We start from the raw sequence: 15,999 nt of genomic DNA, 5'->3' as shown, positions 1-15,999 counted from the left end.
AATTCTATTTAGATTTTAAAAATTATTTGTCTTTTTGATTATCGTCTTTTAGCAGTACCGGGTAGCCCGCTTCAACCGTGACCCTTACCAGCTTCGCTGTTCTGCCTACCAGGTTCTGCGCCATATTTAACCCGGCTGTGGCCATCTGGGCGCCAAAGGACGGGTCCAAAGTATTAAGCGTACCAAGCCCTTGCAATGATTGCGAGGCCGAGTTTTTAGCAACATCCCGTGTAATAGCGCCCTTAATGCCTATTCCCGCAAGACCGTCCTTTTTATCATATACTTCAAGGGCAACAGGAAGTATATTATTATCGTATCCAATAGAAGAAACGGTTACTTGTAAACGTTCCCCATTTAACGTGGCCTTGCCATATACGAAATGATTTTTGGGCACTTTGATGCCTGCTATATATACATCTTCCAGCAGCCGCATCTTCACGGTCGCTCCGCTTACCAGTGTTTGGGTTTCCGGGATCATTGCTGAAATAGCGCGCCGGGCCTGTGTTTGCACAGCGGCCTCATCCAAAGAATAAAACCGGTTACCGTTAACCAGTTCCCGCATGGGTCCCGGTAAACTATCTGTGCGGTCATATACATTCTTTTTGGATTCCAGGACGGAGACCACATCTTCTTGCGGGGCCTGCACGGTGAACGCCTGCTTTTTATTTTGCTCTGATTGCTGGCGTATTTTTTCCTGTACCCGCTCCGGGTTTTGTATGTCCAGCACTTTTTCGAGCATCCCGTTTAATTGAGTCAGCTCTGCATCAGGTTCCTTACTGCCTTGCATTTGCTGCATCATATTTTCCAGGCGGCTGATATCGCTGCTAACCGGGGATGCGGTTGCCGCTGGAACGAGAGCCCCGCTTTCAGGTTCCCGGTTAATCTCCTGCTGCAGCCTTGCCAGTTTCTGATAAACCTTTCGCTCATTTTTGTCTTGCTTGTTATAAGAACCTGTTGGTTCATGGCCGTACAACATCTCGCTGTAATCAGCTTCTGATACGCCCTTCATACTCGGTTCTTCATCTTCCTGGTCCAACTGGTTATAAAAAGGATCGCTGCGTAATTGCGATTTTAGTTTCGCAGAATCCTTATCGGCTTGCTCATAATATTTGAGCTTGTTCCAGTTGCTGTCTTTAGCGGGTGCAGCAGAGGGCAGGTTTAGATTAAGCCCCTGGAACGCTGTTCCGGATTTCGTCTCTGCTTTGGCATTTCCGACCAGGCCGGTTGTCCATAAGAGCAGGATCAAAAATGGCACGACCAGTACCGGCGCTACCAATAAAAACTTTCTTTGTCGCAGGAATTTCGCCGAATACTGCGGACTTCCGTTCTCCTCATTTTTCTTTTCCATCTTCATTTGTTTTTAATTGTTCATGATATGCCTGCTCGATAAAAGCCAGGCTGTCAAATAACCCTGGACGAACCCTTACAATACTGTCATAGATCATGCGCCCGGACCTGGTTAATTGTAAACTGTCCAGGTAACGACGGAACAGACGGATACTTTCCATTTCGCTGCTGGTCAGCTCTACCCGCATACGTGCGTCATTAACAGGAGTCATTGAATGTCGGGATACAGACATCGACTGTATTTTTATGGCGCTGCCGGGCGAGCTCAAAGAGTGCCAAATGGTAAAGGCAGAACTGCCGCCAAACATTAGGCAGAAAATAATAAGGCCCGTAACCGCCTGCCTGCGCGAGAGCGTAGCTGTTTTTTGGTTCAGATAGTCCGCAGCTTTGCGCTGCTTTCGTTCCACAACCTGTCCCAGTTTTTGAAACGCCCCATACATCACCGAAGTCCTGACCTTTCTTCTCCTGAATAATTTAAACATGGCTCATTATTTTACCTGCTTTCAGTTTTAATATCATTGTTGCTGACGATCTCCCAACGCTCAATCAGGAACCCATGACTATTGTTATCACTTTGTATCATCCCGGTACGCACATACCCCTGTGTAACGATACTGCGGGTAAGCACCGAAGTAGGCCGGGTAATATACTGCCGCCCGATGCACCGGAACTTATAAGGGGTTACACCCATATCCAGCTCGATACTGTCAATATCTATTGTTTGAGAAATATTGCCCGAAATAAGATTGCTGTAATAACCTGCTTCCTTCAGGTTCTGGTATTCCCTACGGGCGGAACCGTCCGCCAGGTACAGCGCTTTAGTGATCTGCGCCTGTATCGCCTTTTCATCGGGAGAAAGCGTAAAGAAAAGCGTGTGAAAAGTTCTGATATGGTCCCGGAGCTCAACAGGTATATTGCGTTCCATAGCGACAGCTTCTACCAGTTTGCCGTTTACCATCACATACACTTTCCCTTTATTTGCTGTAAGGGTAACATTAGTACGGTAAACAATATATCCGCATAACAACAGGTTCCCGGTTACAATAACCAATGTAAACAAACGCACATATCGGAACGCCGTATCAATATTTTTCATCTTCCTGAACATATCTTATTCTTTTTCCTTTTTATCGCCCCCTTTTAATTTATCATACATATACGCCCCGGCTTTCCCTACCTTGCTGCCGATATTAGCAGCCGTACCTGAACCCTTGTCGTTACCGGAATAACCCTGGTGGATATTGTAAGGCGCTTTCAGGATATTACCGGCTCCGGCGACAGCCCTGCCGGCAACAGCTTCGGTTACACCGGTCGCCATACCACCTGCGGCCATTGCAGCGCCTGCCGCCATACCGGCTGCGCCGGTAGCCCTGCCGGTAAGCGAATCGCCGCCGCCCACCCAAAGGATCTGGTTGGCAATACTCGGCACAGAAAAATATCCCAGGATACCAATGATCAAAAAGATCATATAGCCCAGGTCAGTCCGGCTAAAAAAAGTATCACCGGCGTCTGCAATCTGGTTGATGTCAATTTGCAGCATTTGCTCCTGGATCTTTCCAATGACTGCGCCGAAAATGTTGGCGATAGGCAGCCAAAGAAAAACATTGATATAACGGGCCAGCCAATGCCGGATAGTACTGCCGAACCCGTCAAATACGCTTAATCCAAAAGCAAGCGGCCCCAGGATCGCAAGAATGATCAGGTTGAAAGTCCGCATAGTGTTAATGGCAAGAGAGGCAGCGGCAAATAATAATTGAAGAATTTCAGCTATGGCCTCTTTAATACTGTTGCGGAAATTATAGCTTGCCTTTGCCATCGCAAACCGGATATTGTTACCGATCTTTTCCATCCAGCTTTCTCCTGATGGATCTTCGTCCGGGTAGGCGTGGCGATACCAGGCGTCGCGGTCGCCTTCGCCTGATGGTCCCACGTACATCTCATAGTATTTGGAATTTTTGACGGCTTCCTCTTTTTGTTTAAGCAATACCGCAATGGCAGCGTCTGATTTTTCGACCATGTTTTTGGTGCCATTAACAACCGGCTGCATCACGCCCTGGATGAGCGCAATACAGGCGGGGAAAAAAGCCACCGCGAACCCTATCACGAACGGTTTGAATAAAGGATAGAAGTCGATAGATTCCGCACGGGAGATATGACCCCATACCCTGGCGGCAATAAACCATAATGCGGCAAAGCCTGCAATGCCCCGTCCCACACCGATCAGCTCCGAGCAAAGCGGCAGCATTTCCGCGTGCAACTGGTCCAACACGCTATGCAGGCTTTGAATTTCACCTGCCCAATCACTGAGCTCACTCTGTGCATTTCCTGTCAATGGCAATAACATGCCCACTACTGCGGTGAGAGCCGCAGCTTTCCAAACTTTCCTCATTTCATTTCAAATTTTACCAGTCTCCACTATCCATACCATCCACACACAACCCGAAATGATCAGGGGTTGCCGTACATGCCCCGGAGGGTCTTTACGTCTTTCATTTCCCTGGCCCGCTGCAAGCTGAGTACTTCCGCCTGGTCGTTAAACCGGCGCAGGAACTCAAGCTTGTCCGACATATCCTTATAAATATCATCGATGGCTGAAAGCCGTTCTTCATCCGACATCCTTAACTTGTTTGCCGTAACAATGACCAACAGATCATCCAGGGCTTCCAGGCTTTCGTTTACCAGCTTGCCATACACCTTACCCATATAGTCGATCTCGTCGGGTTTAAACCAACCGGCTTGTTTAAAACGGTTAAAGGCAGCCTTGTATTCCTTTACCAGCCGCAATTGGTAATTGATAATGTCGCCTACCCGTTTGTATTTTTTCACTGCGGGGCTGACCTGCATCAATCCGTCTAAAAACACCTGGTGCAATTTGAAATTGCCTTCCGAAATGTTCTTTACCGTATTATAACCGCCCGTCAGGATTTCATATCCCTTTTTCATATCTGACAGGATCTGTTTGAACTGCGCCAGCTTTTCAATATTCAAAGCCAGTTGCTCCAGCTCCGCCGCCTGCGCCGATGCAGAGGGTACAAATGCTATCCAGCAAAAGAATATCGTTATTATTAAAATACATTTTTTCATCCGTATCTTTTTTATGTTTTTAATGGTCGGATGGAACATCGCATTAATTTTATTTATCCGAAAAAGAAATTTCTCATGCTCTGTTTCATTGCCCATACATTTTTTGAACGCCTTTGGCGTCTGTTAACTCCCTGTTTCGCTGCGCCTGCAATAATTGCAGATCGCCATAAAAACGATTGATAAACTGGTACCGGTCATTCATTGCTGCATAGACCCCATCAATCCTTTTTATACGCTCGTCATCGCTGAGTTGCAGTTCACCCGGCGTCAGGATCTGCGTAAGTTCTTCGGTCAGCTCCGCGCAACCGTCCAGCGCCTTATTAAATATCTGCGATGCATAATCCAGCTCTTCACCGGAAAACAGTTTGCTACCACGGGCACTCTTCATTGCTTTGCCGGACAGTTCGACCGATCGTATGTTCAGCAATATGATATCCGCTACCCGGCTGTAATTACGGACTTTAGGATTGATCATTTTCAGCCCGTCAAAGAAAGCCTGGTCTAATTTAAAATGCCCGTCCTTGATATCGCCAATTGTATTTAACCCGTCCTGGACGATCTTATAACCTTTCTGTAAGTAGCCCGTATAAACTTTAAGCGCCGCGATCTGCTGGACCAGGTACTCGGTCTGCGTTTGCTTCTGGCTGAACCATTGCTTGATACCCTGCGCCTGCGAACCCAATGCCGTCATCATACTAATACACAATATCACAATGACTTTCATAAAAAATTTATTCAATACCATACAATGCTTTTACCGTTTCCACATCTTTGAGATCCTTTGCTCTTTGCAGGCTGAGTTTAATGTTCTGCGCGTTAAAAGACCGCAGGTCGGAAAGCGTGGCGTCAATATTTTCAGCAGTCCTTGATATGATCTCCAAACGCCTGCCGTCCGTCATCTTTGTCTCCAGGTTGCTAACAACCAAAAAGAGCTGATCCAGGTTCTTTACACTTTCATCCACGATGCCGGTATAAACCCTGGTCATATAATTAATCTCTTCCGGCGTAAAATGAGGGTCCTGCTTAAACAGGCCAAAGGCTTGTTTATATTCATCTATCAGGCGTATCTGTTTAGAGATAATCTCTTTCACTTTCCGGTAGCCGCTGATAGCCGTCTTTACCTGCGCCAGCTCATCATAATATTTGGCATATTGCTCTTTATTTTTTTGCACCCAATCGGAAATCTCGTCCAGCTTCACTTTGGACAGCGTATTCTCCAATGTCTTTTGGGCGTTCTGTAACCAGATCGTTTTATTCTGCAATCGCTGCACTGCGAGGTCCATTGCTTTGATCACTTTTACGAGTACAGCTTTTACCACCACCCAAACAATGGCATGGCTTTTTTGTGTAGGCATCAATGTAAGACCTAAGCACAGCGTCATCATTAGTACTATTTTCTTCATAACTTATTTCACTTTATTATATGTTACGCCTCCTAATAACAGTTGATCTTTATCCGGATTAAAGGAAATGACCTTGCCGTTTTGCAATTCCTGGATGGCACCTGTTTTAACGTCATACTGCCCGGACCAGGTTTCTTTCTTATGTTCGTAAGGAAGCTCTTTACCATTATGGATGCGCCGGAAACCCGAACGCTTCACGATCTTATACATCGCGCCTTCCAGCGGCGTAATAATAAGTGTGTCCTTACCGGTCGCAAATTCATGATCAATAGTTCGGACATACGTGCCGGGAATAAAATCCAAAATTTCACGATTGGCAATGCGGTTGCAGCTCATCATATAACATACAAGAAAACTTAAATAAACCGGGCATTGCCTGATAACCTGATTTGTTTCCATAAACTTTTTTTTATTGAGTCACTTCCAAAGCCAGTGCTTCAATCCCTTTTTCAATACTGCCGTATTCAGCGGCATACTGCTGCACTTTTACTTTCTCTCTTTCCTCTGTTGTATAAGCGAGGTACTCTTCCAGCGATACTTCGGTTCGATAGACTTTTGAAAGAGTGCCACCGAGTGAAATAAAGACCTCTTTATATTTCTTTGTCGGATCATTGGCTTTATTGACAGAGAGTACCAAAGCCTTTTCTTTTTCGGTTAATCCCAACAGCGCCTGTATATCATCGAACTTATTTTGATACTTACTTTGGTCAAGCAGTATCTTGCAATCCGAATTATTAATGATCGCCTGCTTCACAACAGGAGAAGAAATGATATCTTCGATTTCTTGTGTCACGACAATGGCCTCTCCAAAATGCTTCCTTACCGTCTTAAACAGATACTTGATATAAGCCGCAAACCCATCCCGCATCAGTGCCTTCCACGCTTCCTCGATTAAGATCATCTTACGGATACCCTTTAGTTTGCGCATCTTGGAAATGAACACTTCCATGATGATCAGCGTGACCACGGGAAAAATGGCGTGATCTTTTATGTTATCCAGCTCAAAGACAATAAAGCGTTGCTGTAGCAGATCCAGGTTCTTTGTCGCGTTCAGCAGATAATCAAACTCACCACCAGAGTAAAAGGGCCTGAGTACAAAAAGGAAATTGTCAATATCAAAATATTTCTCCCGAACATTTTCCCTTTTCAGCGCTTCCATAAAATCTGTCTGCACGTATTCATAGAAAGTATCAAAACAGGGAAAGATCGGGTTTCCTCCCTTCCCTTCGGGAAGGGTTGGGGATGGGCTGGCCAGTTTTTCAAAATATCCCTGAAGCGCATTAGACAGCGCCACGTATTCGCTTCGCGAGAAAGATTCATCATCTTTTTTCCAAAGAGCTAACAGGAGCGTTTTAATGCTCTCCTTTTTTTCGATGTCCAGGCTATCGCCCTCACCGATGTAGAAAGGGTTGAACCGGATCGGGTCTTGTTCGCTATAAGCGAAATAATACCCATCTACCAGGTCGCATAGTCCCTTATAGCTATGCCCCACATCTACCAGCACAACATGAGCGCCTGCTTCGTAATAGCTTCTTACCATGTGGTTGGTGAAGAAGCTTTTGCCTGATCCAGAATATGCCGGGCCACTCAGTTAAGAATGGCCCGGCACGGGGAGGGCCCCAATATGAATTTATTTCTGTTCGTGCAAATACCTTTTCTTACCGGCTCATCGCTGATGTCCGAAAACACAGGCTTTCCGGTTAACCGATCGCCCAGGCGAATGCCTATTTCGCTATCACTGTCCCGGTAATTGGTTTCCAGGTTGAGAAAACAGCACGCTTGTTCGCAGAATGTATCGAATGTATCGTTCATGGGGAAGTCCGCTGCATTGCCCGGAATGCCCGCCCACCAGATCTGCGCGGCCCCGGCTGTTTCCAGCTTTACCGCCGCTTCCATCTGCGCCAGCGCAGAAGTAACCTTATTTTTAATGTCTTTCAGCTCATCGGGTTCGTCCGTCCACACCAGCACATTAAAATGCGCTTTTACCGGCAATCGCTGTTCGCTCACACATTCATTTAAAAAATCACCCACGGCATCCCTTGCAATCGCATTTTCGCGGGAGTAAGCGGCTAATGACTGTAAACGCAGTCGCTTGCTCTCCAGCTTTTTCATGGTTACTCCTGCGTCTCCAATAAATATGTATTGATTATATACATGGTTACAGGGAAGCAGTAATCCGAGCGTGGAAGCAAAACCAATAGAGAACTTTGTCCGGTCGGTGCTGTATTTATCATAATTGATCCGTGAACCGCATAATGCTGGTAAGTCGCTAACATCTGCCAAAGTATAGAGCTGGCAATGCTGGTCGCCGATCTTCAGCCCGTCTTTTAATTGCAGGTCTTTTACCAGCAGATGATCCGGCTGTTCTGACAGTGTACAGTAGCGCTCAATCAGTCCCACACGCCCGCGTTCACTAAGAATATCCTTGTCCCTGATCCGTTCGAGCTGCACACCGGTATCAGACAGTATTCTTGCAAACTGCCCGGCGCTGTCTTCAAAATCCTGCAAGGCACTCCGGCTAACGGTTTGCTCCGGGACAATCGTCGGGCGCAGCAAACTGGAAAACACAGAACTGGATATTTTTCTTCCAGCCGGTTTTTTGGTCAGCGTGATATAACAGTCATGCTCCAGATATGGCCTGCCCTCAAAAAAGTGATCGCTGCTTTGCGAAAGAAAAGAAGTATCATCCTTTTTCTTAATTGCTTGAAACTTCGACTGTACAAAGTAATCCTGTTTATGAAACACTGTTTCTTTTGGTAGCACCTTAATGGCTTTAATAAAACCCTGGTGCAATGCTTCATAATTATCATCCGACTGTGTAAACACTTCTGGAAGCGTTACCTTAAATACGATAGAGATATCTCCCTGTTTGCTTACAATTGCGTCATGCTCCACATCCATAATGGGCAGGAGGTCGCCTAACCATTTTTTCATACACACTTTTTTCTTTACTTCACAATGGTGGTTGCCCACTTTATCTTATAAAAATCTTCCGGCTGTTATTCTTGATCAGCTTCGGCACCTGGCGTTTGCCGATCTTTTTCATTAGCCCATATTCACCGTATTTACGGCTCATGCTATATACTCTTTTAAAAAGGACGCCGCCGCTGGTAAAGATTATTCCCAGGCAGACAAACATATTGACGCCGTAGATATAAAGGATGGCAAATGAGATCAGGAGTATCACCAGCCCACCGCCTAAGTACCAGATATACTGCGCCTTCAGGCCCTTAAACATTACCGGCTGATTAACGCCTCGGTTGATTTGATACACACTTGCCATAACTCATCTTTTACTTTCACATCCAACACACATAAACATTTTCATTTGCCCCGGTGGATTATGTTTATAATACGTAGCAGGACCTGACGCCCAGGGCCACGGATGCCCGTTAGCAATGGCTATCTGGTGTAATCGTTCAATCTCGTCTGCTGCTTCGGGGTAGGACGCTTTGATTTCCGCCCATTCTTCCTTCCGGGCAAAAGCACCACATAAACATTCTCCACTGATGCAGATTTTGTCTTTTACCGGGTTACGGGGTAGCCCGAACTGTTGCATATAAACATCGCAATCGCGTTTGCTCCAATGGAAAATAGGATTACACCAGATCCGGCTGCCATCTTTTTGTGTATGCTGTGTATAGCCCATGCGGATCTTACTTTCGGTCTTTCTGATCCCGGTGATCAATAACACGTTTTCCCTGGCATGAGGAGTAGACTTACAACCATACGTAACATATTGCCTGAGCGCTCTTTCTTTAAGCCGGGTGCACATGATTTGATGCATTTGTCGGGTTGGTCCGGGGAAGCCACACTTCCTGACGAAATCTTCATAGGTTTCTCCCAGCCGGGGATGCCCTTCTTGAAAACTCCATCTAAAGCTGTTCACTAGGGAGTAAACATATTCTCTTGTTTGCCGGATACCAATACCCGTATTACCATGATACACCGTAAACTCCTGACCGATGGCCTGCAAAAAAGCCGCGCTGTAATGAGTGCTGCACAATGAATCGTGCCCACCTGAAAACATCAACAGGATCTTAACCGGCTTATATTTCTCCATCGCATCTGCTATTATCTGGCTCATAATATGCGCATTGGGGTCTATAAGCCAAAGAAGCTACGCAGCACGGTGGCCACGATCACCAAAAAAATACAGCTTCCAAACCACGAAGCTGCAATCTGCCCGGTGTGCGGATCGCCTGCGCTCCATCTTTGATATACGCGAACCGCTCCGATGAGCCCGAGCACGGCCCCAACCGCGTACATCAGGTTGATGCCGGTATCGAAATACTGGCGCACCAGTGTGTTGGCTTCTTCAATACCAGCCGAGCCATCCTGCGCCAACGCCTGCACGCTACCAAGCAAAAGAACTCCACAGGCTACCGCACATAGCTTCACCTCCCTGCTGCCAAAAGCAGCCCCGCTCCACATTTTCATATACACATCTGCTTTTTATAATTAATAAGAACTTCATTCTGCACTTTTTCTCACACACTGTCTTATAAACTATAAGCAGGTGATACTTTTTTAAAAACCTGCCGCAACCTGCGTCTTTAAGAGACGATCAGAAACCAAAGAGGCAAAGCTGCCGGCAGGACTATTTTGGGCTTAAATATTCCGTTGAACCAATACGACTTAAACGGAACCCAGGCATTATCTATTCTTTAAAAACCTGCCGCTGCCCAATCCCAATGGCTGAGACGACCACCGTAAGGAGGGACAGGCATTGCGGACAGGATTTAGGCGGCCTCCGCTCCCGATCTTTCCCACTTTATCCGAATGCCGCACATAAGGGAAACGGAGGCCTTATCTTCCCGGCTACTGCCAGATCCTTTCCAGCTCGTCATCTTCCAGCTCAACCCCCAGCCGGTGCGATGCCTCCTGCGCTATATGGTTGGACATTGATACCTGGAAAGCGGTTCCTTTTATGTCAGGGTGTAACTTTACCTTGCGGCTCAAATCCGAGATCAACCGGTTTTTATCTATGGGCGCATTGGTTACATTTGTAAACACATCTTTGCAATCTCTCATTAACTCATGCACGCTGGTATACAGGGCTTCATAGTCGCTTTCTTCGCCGGAGCTTTCATTTTCCGCGTCCCGCAATTCCTGCTTCATAAAGCGGCTGCCCAGCGTTACCAGATCATGGCGATAGCATAAGGCCAGCACAGCCGCGTAATAACATACAAGAAATATAAAAAGACAGGTCAGTAGCTGCCCCCAGGTCATAATCGTTTGCATATTGTTTGTCATTTAGAACACAAATATGAGCCGTGAAACGGCCGAAGTATAGACCAATAAAAAGAAAAAATGTACCTGTTTCTATTATTTTACTTTCACTTATCTATAACTAAGCGAAATGGGCAAAAAAATATATCTTTGGCTAAGCGCCGGATTTATAAAGGCTCTTTAGGAAGAAAATCGTAGAGGGAACATTTAAGAACTTTAGCCAGTTGATTGAGTCGTTCAAGGGAATAATGCGCTTTGAACTTATCGCTTTCTACCTGTCCGATAAAACCAACAGATACGTCCATATCATTGGCAAGATCTAATTGAGATTTACCGAGGGCAATCCTACGTTCTTTCACTTTCCTGATCGCATACCTATCAATTTTGGATACCGGCTTCATTAATTTCACTTAGTGATAGCTAAATTCCGGTAATTGCAGGCAGCGGACAATTAGTTATAGTTAAGTGGGCCTTAAAGCGGCTGTTATGCAATACGAATACTTTAATGTGCAGCTGAACAACAATAAACAGCGAGATGCTTACTGGGAATACCTTTGCGGTCATTATTCAGATGAAGAGATGGAAAAAGCCCTGGCGACCCTGAAGCCGGATGCAGCAAAGGTCTTAGACCTTCATTGCCGAAACCGGCTTTCCTTTAAAGAAATCGCCAGGGTTATGAATAAATCAGTTTCCGTGGTGCGTAATCATTATACCATCAGCATCTTCAGGCTGTACGCCTATTTTAATCCCCGTGTTTTTGATAAAATCCCGGAGTATAGCCAAATCGCTTTCTAAACTCTTTGATAAAAGTAGAGGGGCTTTCATAATATAATTTGGCGGCGACAGCGGAAACGCTTTGGCCTTCCCGTAGCATTTCCTTAGCCATCCTGAACCTGATTTGCAGGTAGTATTCTTTCGGGCTTGTGTGAAAAAGCCGCTTAAACCCATAACTGAGCTTAAAAGCGTTGAGAGCTGGCCGGGCTTTGCTGACGAGCACATCATTTCCCGGATATATCGGTACATGCTGTTCGATCAGCGACCGGACATAATATAACGCCTCAATATCATCTTTGCTAAGCGGCAATGTTTCCATTTCCTGTTTACCGACCTCCTCCAGCGCCGCTATCAAAATATTGGTCACACAATTTTTCAGGAGGCGCTTTTTACCCGCTTTCGTAAAAGAATTATTCAGGATATTATTCACTTCAGCTATCATTAAAGGAGTGCAACGATGGGGATAGTCGCTGATGGCCGCAGGCTCTTCATGAACGACCTTATGGATAAAACGCTCTAAAGTGTTATAATCAATGCCCAGTTCCTGGAGAAAGGGAAGCTCAAAGTGAATGTCGAAAGTGTGATACTCCATAGCGTGTTCAAATATTGCTTTCGTAATAATATAGGGCACAAAGCTCATTTGAAAATAATGCACCGGGAGCAACGGGTCATCTACCTTATCCCAGGTGCCTTTAATGCTTCCTCTCAACGAAAGTCGCAATTCCAATACCGGCATGGCGTCCCTGGCTTTAAGTACTGTATAATCGTCCATCCAGTACCGCGAATACCAGGCTGCAAAACCATTCCCCTTAAATTTCAGCGTCAGGGCTTTAAACGTGTCGCCTTTTATTGCAAAAGGCTTAGTATAAGGAAGTACATAGCGTTTCAGGTTATGGGGTATTTCAGTCAGGATCTCTATCCGATTTCCATTCCCATCATGAATTTCCAAAGTCATAACAAAATAGATTTAGGTTGATTTTTAATTGATTTAAGTACAAACTTTTGATAAGGGTGCAGATAGCTTGCAGCCTTTACCAAAAAATTGTAACAATGCTCACAAATCAATCAGCCTGGTTCAAACCAACTCAACAGCAGTCCATTCTGTTTTCTATCCAATCCGAAATGGGCGTTCTTTCTGTTCGCAGCCTGTGCCCGGAAACGGACCTGGATATATTATACGGTTGGGTCAATGAAAGCTATGCGATCCGGTTCTGGCAAATGAACGGTTCGCGGAAACTATTAGAAGATACCTACAACATGCTGCTGCGTCATCCCTGGGCGCATCCGTTTGTCATTCTTTATAATGAACAGCTTATAGGCCAGGTAGACCTATACATGGTACATACAGATGAATTGCAGGATCATGTAAATGCGGGGGATAATGATTGCGGCCTGCACCTCATAATGCAGCCTCCCAGGCAGTCCGCCAAAGGCCTGTCTGAAGCCGCTTTGAAAACCTTTCTTTCCTTTTACTTTTCAATGCCCGAAGCGGGAAAGCTATATGCAGAACCGGACGCCGGTAATGAAAAGGCTATTTTGCTGGCAAGGAAAGTGGGCTTTGCTTTTCTGAAACCCATTAAGCTCTCCTATAAATCTGCCCATTTGTACCTCATCAAAAAAGACCAATATCCTTTCTTTTAAAACTTAATCCATTGCTATATGAATCGTATTCGCTCTCTTGACCTGGCGCGGGGCTTTACCGTTTTCTTTATACCCGCTATCCATACCGGCATGCTCTACAGCCGGTTAATCGTACATAAATCTGTATTAGGCATTTTCCTGATCGCCATTGCCGAAGGCCCTGGCGGACAAATGCTAATGCTGCTGATGGGCGTTTCTTTCGCGCTTAAGTCAGACCATACTTTTAAATCGATATTAGCAAGGGCATTCTGGTTGTTGATCCTCGGCTATTTATTAAATACCTTAAAATTTGTATGGCCTTATGAGTTCGGATGGCTGCCGGCAGGAGTGCTGGAAGCGCTCGGCATCCATAAAAGCGACTCAGTTACTCAAAGGCTTTTCAGCATGGGCGATATCCTGCACTTTGCAGCTATTGCACAGTGTATCTTATACGGCTTGTACCGTCTTAGAAATTACCAATGGTGGGCTTTTGTAGGCGCTGCAACCATTGCAGTCCTCAGCCCGCTGCTCTGGGACAGGCAGCCGGCTTTGCCTGTGCTGCACTACCTGGCGGGACTGGCAACGGGGCGCCCGCCAAAGGTATTCTTCCCGCTCTTTCCCTGGCTGGTTTATCCTTTAACCGGTCTTTGCATCGGGTATTATTTAAAACAGGATCAACCCGAAACAATGAAGCGTTGTGGAATTACAGGTATTATATTACTTACAGGCGGATTTGTATGGCAACTTTTTAATCCCGTTGTTGACCCGGACGGGTTTTACCGTACACCGGTTAATGTTACTTGTTGGCATCTGGGCGTTGTATTGGTATGCCTTAGTTGCTGGCATCTAATAGCCACAAGAATAAGAAGCAACCTGTTCTTTGACCTGCTGAGCTATTCCAGCAAAAATATTACGCTCATCTACCTTATCCAATGGGTAATGATTTGCTGGCTGCTGCCAGTGTTCGGTTTCCGTGAGTTGGATGCAGTACATTCCGCAATAGTAATGACGGTAACCACAGCCGATACCTATATCCTCACCTTTTTTATTAACCGCATTAAACAACGCTATGAACACAACAAAAGTTTTTGACCTTATAGGCATTGGTATAGGCCCCTTTAATTTAGGCCTTGCAGCACTCTGTGATGACATATCCCAATTAAAATGCATTTTTATTGACAGTAAGCCTTCTTTTGACTGGCACCCAGGTATGATGATCCCAGGTACTCGTATGCAGGTGCCCTTTTACGCGGATCTTGTGACCCCTGTAAATCCCCGCAGTCGTTATTCCTTTTTAAATTATCTATGTGAAAACAATAGAATGTACCGTTTTGGAATAAACGAGCAGCTTTTTATTACAAGAAAGGAATATAATGGCTATTGCCAATGGGTCTGTTCTCTTTTAAAAAATCTTCACTTCAATGAAATCTGCACGCTGATTGAGCCTTCCGGGGAGAATTATAAGATAACAACTAATAAAACTTTTTACTATGCCAAGCATATTGTAATTGGAATTGGCGATATTCCCTATATTCCGAAAATCACTAATCTTGAAGAACATGAAAATGTGATCCATTCCTCAGATTACCTGTTTTACAGGAAACGGCTATTATCTCAGCCTTCTGTTACTATAATCGGTTCGGGACAAAGTGCAGCAGAAATATTTTATGATCTGCTGCATCAACGCGATCGCTTTAAAAAGGGATTAAATTGGTTTACAAGGGCTGAGCGTTTCTACCCGATGGAATATTCAAAACTTACACTTGAAATGTCCACGCCGGAGTACATTGATTTTTTCTTTTCGCTGAATAAAGAAAAACGAGACGAGCTATTTCCTAAACACAGTGTTCTATATAAAGGAATTAATTCTAACCTAATTAATGAAATTTATAATCTTTTATATGAACAATGGATTGAAGAAAATTCTTCTCCGATTCACATTGAGGCAAATTGCGAATTGACTGATATAAAAAAGCATGGTCGGAATTGTACCTGTAATTTTTATCACCGACTATTGGGCCAATCTATTGAGCATAATACACACGCAATTGTTCTTGCTACAGGGTTCCATTCAACGTTCCCTGACTTTTTAACACCAATGAGAAGTCAGCTTCAACTCAATGCCAATGATACATATAATGCTAAACGTAATTATTCTATCGATGCGTACGACAGTATTTTTATTCAGAACGCAGAGCAGGATACACATGGCTTTAATGCTGCCGACCTAAGTCTCGGACCATATCGAAATACGATAATCCTAAATACCATATCTAAAAAAGCATACTTTAAAACAAAAAGAAAAATAATATTTCAAAAATTTGGGATTATTTAGCACCGAAAATTCTGTTTTAAAATCCAAAAATGAACGGTTTGAGCAGTGACTTAAATAAGAGTATAATCATATGTATTTCAAAGAGCGGTTGTAAATTTTTAAATTTCGCCACTATGAGGTGGTTTTATAATTGCAAATGTTTGTGAAAGTATGACAACGGAAATATCGGGGCTGTAAGGTATTTCTCAAAGACTATATCTATTG

General features: G+C 44.8%; 20 protein-coding genes. 4 read left to right on the top strand and 16 right to left on the bottom strand.

All coding sequences use genetic code 11. The features are described from left to right. Positions 1-22: 22 nt before the first annotated feature. The 15 genes from traM to B160_RS0119480 form a co-directional block, all read right to left on the bottom strand. On the bottom strand, positions 23-1,348 hold the full coding sequence (traM, locus tag B160_RS0119545) for a conjugative transposon protein TraM (protein WP_018629620.1): 1,326 nt from the start codon (positions 1,346-1,348) through the stop codon (positions 23-25). Continuing rightward, positions 1,332-1,829 carry a hypothetical protein gene (locus B160_RS0119540; RefSeq protein WP_157558145.1) on the bottom strand — a complete coding sequence of 166 codons (498 nt, stop codon included), beginning with the start codon at positions 1,827-1,829 and terminating at the stop codon, positions 1,332-1,334. The genes traM and B160_RS0119540 overlap by 17 nt, the downstream gene beginning before the upstream one ends. Positions 1,830-1,840: 11 nt before the next feature. After that, positions 1,841-2,455 carry a conjugative transposon protein TraK gene (traK, locus tag B160_RS0119535; protein ID WP_018629618.1) on the bottom strand — a complete coding sequence of 205 codons (615 nt, stop codon included), beginning with the start codon at positions 2,453-2,455 and terminating at the stop codon, positions 1,841-1,843. Positions 2,456-2,458: 3 nt separating this feature from the next. Beyond that, complete coding sequence (gene traJ / locus B160_RS0119530; protein WP_018629617.1) at positions 2,459-3,736, bottom strand: conjugative transposon protein TraJ; 1,278 nt, start codon at positions 3,734-3,736, stop codon at positions 2,459-2,461. A gap of 59 nt (positions 3,737-3,795) precedes the next feature. Continuing rightward, positions 3,796-4,431, bottom strand: a complete 636-nt coding sequence (locus B160_RS0119525; protein WP_040680201.1) for a hypothetical protein — start codon at positions 4,429-4,431, stop codon at positions 3,796-3,798. Positions 4,432-4,516: 85 nt separating this feature from the next. Beyond that, complete coding sequence (locus B160_RS0119520; protein ID WP_018629615.1) at positions 4,517-5,176, bottom strand: hypothetical protein; 660 nt, start codon at positions 5,174-5,176, stop codon at positions 4,517-4,519. Continuing rightward, on the bottom strand, positions 5,163-5,834 hold the full coding sequence (locus tag B160_RS0119515) for a hypothetical protein (protein WP_026309882.1): 672 nt from the start codon (positions 5,832-5,834) through the stop codon (positions 5,163-5,165). Before B160_RS0119515 ends, B160_RS0119520 begins: the two co-directional genes overlap by 14 nt. Before the next feature lie 3 nt (positions 5,835-5,837). Continuing rightward, complete coding sequence (locus tag B160_RS0119510) at positions 5,838-6,233, bottom strand: hypothetical protein (RefSeq protein ID WP_018629613.1); 396 nt, start codon at positions 6,231-6,233, stop codon at positions 5,838-5,840. Positions 6,234-6,243: 10 nt separating this feature from the next. Next, complete coding sequence (locus B160_RS32605; RefSeq protein WP_281163380.1) at positions 6,244-7,374, bottom strand: TraG family conjugative transposon ATPase; 1,131 nt, start codon at positions 7,372-7,374, stop codon at positions 6,244-6,246. Between the two features lie 47 nt (positions 7,375-7,421). Then, complete coding sequence (locus B160_RS32600) at positions 7,422-8,768, bottom strand: TraG family conjugative transposon ATPase (protein WP_281163379.1); 1,347 nt, start codon at positions 8,766-8,768, stop codon at positions 7,422-7,424. Positions 8,769-8,808: 40 nt separating this feature from the next. Further along, complete coding sequence (locus B160_RS0119500; protein WP_018629612.1) at positions 8,809-9,117, bottom strand: DUF4133 domain-containing protein; 309 nt, start codon at positions 9,115-9,117, stop codon at positions 8,809-8,811. A 3-nt stretch (positions 9,118-9,120) separates the two neighbouring features. Beyond that, positions 9,121-9,921: a phosphoadenosine phosphosulfate reductase domain-containing protein gene (locus B160_RS0119495; RefSeq protein WP_018629611.1), complete on the bottom strand. Its 801-nt coding sequence runs from the start codon at positions 9,919-9,921 to the stop codon at positions 9,121-9,123. Between the two features lie 17 nt (positions 9,922-9,938). Then, positions 9,939-10,274: a DUF4134 domain-containing protein gene (locus B160_RS0119490; RefSeq protein ID WP_018629610.1), complete on the bottom strand. Its 336-nt coding sequence runs from the start codon at positions 10,272-10,274 to the stop codon at positions 9,939-9,941. A gap of 381 nt (positions 10,275-10,655) precedes the next feature. Beyond that, positions 10,656-11,078, bottom strand: a complete 423-nt coding sequence (locus B160_RS0119485) for a hypothetical protein (protein WP_157558143.1) — start codon at positions 11,076-11,078, stop codon at positions 10,656-10,658. A gap of 155 nt (positions 11,079-11,233) precedes the next feature. Next, positions 11,234-11,467 (bottom strand): helix-turn-helix domain-containing protein, encoded by a 234-nt coding sequence (locus tag B160_RS0119480; RefSeq protein ID WP_018629608.1) that lies wholly within the window; start codon positions 11,465-11,467, stop codon positions 11,234-11,236. Positions 11,468-11,552: 85 nt separating this feature from the next. On the opposite strand from B160_RS0119480, the gene B160_RS0119475 reads away from it, so the two are divergent. After that, the gene (locus tag B160_RS0119475) at positions 11,553-11,861 is read left to right on the top strand and encodes a sigma factor-like helix-turn-helix DNA-binding protein (protein WP_018629607.1); all 309 of its coding nucleotides are present in this window, start codon (positions 11,553-11,555) and stop codon (positions 11,859-11,861) included. Here B160_RS0119475 and B160_RS0119470 read toward each other — a convergent pair. Next, on the bottom strand, positions 11,809-12,795 hold the full coding sequence (locus B160_RS0119470; protein ID WP_018629606.1) for an AraC family transcriptional regulator: 987 nt from the start codon (positions 12,793-12,795) through the stop codon (positions 11,809-11,811). The genes B160_RS0119475 and B160_RS0119470 overlap by 53 nt on opposite strands. A 95-nt stretch (positions 12,796-12,890) precedes the next feature. Between B160_RS0119470 and B160_RS0119465 the strand changes: the two genes are divergently transcribed. Genes B160_RS0119465 through B160_RS0119455 form a run of 3 tightly spaced genes read left to right on the top strand, consistent with a single transcriptional unit; the run spans position 12,891 to position 15,795 of the window. Beyond that, positions 12,891-13,481 (top strand): GNAT family N-acetyltransferase, encoded by a 591-nt coding sequence (locus B160_RS0119465; RefSeq protein WP_018629605.1) that lies wholly within the window; start codon positions 12,891-12,893, stop codon positions 13,479-13,481. Positions 13,482-13,499: 18 nt separating this feature from the next. After that, a complete protein-coding gene (locus B160_RS0119460; protein ID WP_018629604.1) occupies positions 13,500-14,552 on the top strand; it encodes a heparan-alpha-glucosaminide N-acetyltransferase domain-containing protein in 1,053 nt (350 codons plus the stop codon). After that, entirely contained in the window at positions 14,530-15,795 is a 1,266-nt protein-coding gene (locus B160_RS0119455) for a lysine N(6)-hydroxylase/L-ornithine N(5)-oxygenase family protein (protein ID WP_018629603.1), read from the top strand. The genes B160_RS0119460 and B160_RS0119455 overlap by 23 nt, the downstream gene beginning before the upstream one ends. Positions 15,796-15,999: the final 204 nt, after the last annotated feature.

Origin of the sequence: Niabella aurantiaca DSM 17617 (assembly GCF_000374125.1) — a bacterium.
GTDB classification, from domain to species: Bacteria; Bacteroidota; Bacteroidia; order Chitinophagales; family Chitinophagaceae; genus Niabella; species Niabella aurantiaca.
Note: the sequence above shows the minus strand (reverse complement) of the source record. Positions and strands in the feature narration are given on the sequence as shown.

Coding starts and splice junctions, on each gene's coding strand:
- B160_RS0119455 (WP_018629603.1), top strand. CDS start 14,530: ATGAACACAACAAAAGTTTTTGACCTTATAGGCATTGGTATAGGCCCC.
- B160_RS0119500 (WP_018629612.1), bottom strand. CDS start 9,117: ATGGCAAGTGTGTATCAAATCAACCGAGGCGTTAATCAGCCGGTAATG.
- B160_RS0119515 (WP_026309882.1), bottom strand. CDS start 5,834: ATGAAGAAAATAGTACTAATGATGACGCTGTGCTTAGGTCTTACATTG.
- traJ (WP_018629617.1), bottom strand. CDS start 3,736: ATGAGGAAAGTTTGGAAAGCTGCGGCTCTCACCGCAGTAGTGGGCATG.
- B160_RS0119540 (WP_157558145.1), bottom strand. CDS start 1,829: ATGTTTAAATTATTCAGGAGAAGAAAGGTCAGGACTTCGGTGATGTAT.
- B160_RS0119460 (WP_018629604.1), top strand. CDS start 13,500: ATGAATCGTATTCGCTCTCTTGACCTGGCGCGGGGCTTTACCGTTTTC.
- B160_RS0119490 (WP_018629610.1), bottom strand. CDS start 10,274: ATGAAAATGTGGAGCGGGGCTGCTTTTGGCAGCAGGGAGGTGAAGCTA.
- B160_RS0119520 (WP_018629615.1), bottom strand. CDS start 5,176: ATGGTATTGAATAAATTTTTTATGAAAGTCATTGTGATATTGTGTATT.
- traK (WP_018629618.1), bottom strand. CDS start 2,455: ATGTTCAGGAAGATGAAAAATATTGATACGGCGTTCCGATATGTGCGT.
- B160_RS0119470 (WP_018629606.1), bottom strand. CDS start 12,795: ATGACTTTGGAAATTCATGATGGGAATGGAAATCGGATAGAGATCCTG.
- traM (WP_018629620.1), bottom strand. CDS start 1,348: ATGGAAAAGAAAAATGAGGAGAACGGAAGTCCGCAGTATTCGGCGAAA.
- B160_RS0119525 (WP_040680201.1), bottom strand. CDS start 4,431: ATGAAAAAATGTATTTTAATAATAACGATATTCTTTTGCTGGATAGCA.
- B160_RS0119510 (WP_018629613.1), bottom strand. CDS start 6,233: ATGGAAACAAATCAGGTTATCAGGCAATGCCCGGTTTATTTAAGTTTT.
- B160_RS32600 (WP_281163379.1), bottom strand. CDS start 8,768: ATGAAAAAATGGTTAGGCGACCTCCTGCCCATTATGGATGTGGAGCAT.
- B160_RS0119480 (WP_018629608.1), bottom strand. CDS start 11,467: ATGAAGCCGGTATCCAAAATTGATAGGTATGCGATCAGGAAAGTGAAA.
- B160_RS0119475 (WP_018629607.1), top strand. CDS start 11,553: ATGCAATACGAATACTTTAATGTGCAGCTGAACAACAATAAACAGCGA.
- B160_RS32605 (WP_281163380.1), bottom strand. CDS start 7,374: ATGGTAAGAAGCTATTACGAAGCAGGCGCTCATGTTGTGCTGGTAGAT.
- B160_RS0119495 (WP_018629611.1), bottom strand. CDS start 9,921: ATGAGCCAGATAATAGCAGATGCGATGGAGAAATATAAGCCGGTTAAG.
- B160_RS0119465 (WP_018629605.1), top strand. CDS start 12,891: ATGCTCACAAATCAATCAGCCTGGTTCAAACCAACTCAACAGCAGTCC.
- B160_RS0119485 (WP_157558143.1), bottom strand. CDS start 11,078: ATGCAAACGATTATGACCTGGGGGCAGCTACTGACCTGTCTTTTTATA.